Origin of the sequence: Mesorhizobium sp. M2A.F.Ca.ET.039.01.1.1 (assembly GCF_003998035.1) — a bacterium.
Taxonomy (GTDB): domain Bacteria; phylum Pseudomonadota; class Alphaproteobacteria; order Rhizobiales; family Rhizobiaceae; genus Mesorhizobium.
Genome location: NZ_RZRY01001006.1, coordinates 1 through 1,791, shown reverse-complemented (window position 1 = coordinate 1,791; position 1,791 = coordinate 1). Strand labels below are relative to the sequence as shown.

General features: G+C 56.5%; 1 protein-coding gene. It reads right to left on the bottom strand.

Translation table 11 applies throughout. The features are described from left to right. Positions 1 to 824: 824 nt before the first annotated feature. Positions 825 to 1,791, bottom strand: a 967-nt coding sequence (locus tag EOA24_RS36635) for a cbb3-type cytochrome c oxidase subunit I (RefSeq protein WP_189354547.1), incomplete at its 5' end; no start/stop codon positions are given.

The window sequence follows — 1,791 nt, the reverse complement described above, 5'->3', positions numbered from 1 at the left end:
GACACTTTCAGTGTCGCGAGGCCGTTTAGAGCCGGTTCTTGGATAGCAGCTTAGACTATGATGGGGTCGGTACACACGGCGCGTTTGGGGGAGTTCACTTTGTTGCCTCCGGTCAACGTTGAGAGACTCTTGCTCGTGTGAGGAGAGTGAGTTCTTCGTTGCATTCCTCAAAGCGAACACCTCGAACAATAAGATCTAGAGTTAGCTATCGCGTATTCCAGCGAGCGTTCGAGGAGATCCAAGTTGATCATCCCAAGACAGGAACGTCCCGCTTCGCGGAGCGTTGTTCCTCAGATCTTTAGAGCCGGAAGAGTGAGATGATCCGTCAGGTTGATAATGACCGGGATGAACGCGCAAGGCGGGCGGCTGACGAAATCATGCGGGTTGAGCGGCAGGAACGCGCAGAGAAAACAGCGCGATTGAGGGAAGCGCGTTTAGCCCGGGAGACTCAAAACAGGACCAAAACGGACGCAAAGAAGCGCGGGCACAAATAGGAAGAGAAGCGGTCGAAGACGGTCAATCGATCCGGTTCCCTTCTTGGCGACTGTCAGGAGCCTCCTTATCAGAAGGTGGGTGGGTGCGACCTTTGTGGAGATCGCCATGGGCAAAGAATATCCATTCACAGAAGCCACGCTCGGCGGCAAGTTGCGACGGCACAGGCCTATGCGTCCACTGCCTCACATGCAAAGCGCAGGGCGGTACTCGACGTCGCCGCATTGGCCAGGCGGAGCGGGCCAAACCAGCCCTGCCTTCAGTGGGATTTGCTCAAGATCATCTTCTGCAGCGAGTGCCGTGGCGTCCTCAGGCTTCGAAAAAGGCGCCGGTTATTTGATCACCGGCAGGCTATCCCACTGATGGAACGGAGGGGGTGAGGGCAGCATCCATTCCAACGTTGTGGCTCCTGGACCCCAAGGATTGCTGCCAACTTGGCGTCTCCTGGAGAAAGCTTCTATCACACAGGCCAGGAAGAAGAGCAAGCTCGCGCCAGAGATGTACGAGCCGTAAGAGGACACCATGTTCCAGCCGGCAAATGCGTCAGGGTAGTCGATGTAGCGCCGTGGCATCCCTGCTAGGCCGAGGAAGTGATGCGGGAAGAACACCAGATTGACGCCAACGAACGTTGTCCAAAAATGTACCCCGGCAAGAACGGAGTTGTACATATATCCGGTAATCTTGGGGAACCAGTAGTACCATCCTGCGAAGATACCGAAGAGCGCGCCGAGCGATAGGATGTAATGGAAATGGGCGACAACGAAGTAGGTGTCGTGCAGCTCGCGATCGAGCCCCGCATTGGCCAGCTGGACGCCGGTTACGCCACCAATCGTGAAAAGGAAGATGAAGCCGAGAGCCCAGAGCATCGGCGTCTGTAAGCGTATTGATCCGCCCCACATGGTGGCGATCCAGGAGAAGACCTTGATGCCCGTCGGAACGGCGATGACCATCGTGGCAAAGGTGAAGTAGCGCTGGGTATCGAGGCCGATCCCGCTCGTGTACATATGGTGCGCCCACACGACAAAGCCGATCGCACCTATGGCGACGATTGCATAAACCATCCCCAAATACCCGAAGATCGGCTTGCGGGAAAAAGTAGAGATGACCTGGCTGACGATGCCAAAGGCCGGAAGGATCATGATGTAGACTTCCGGGTGGCCGAAGAACCAGAAGAGATGTTGGTAGAGGATTAGGTCCCCGCCTTGGTCCGGCACGAAGAAGGCGGTGCCGAAATTGCGATCGGTCAGCAGCATTGTCAGCGCGCCGGCCAACACTGGTAGAGCGAGTAGCAGCAGGAAG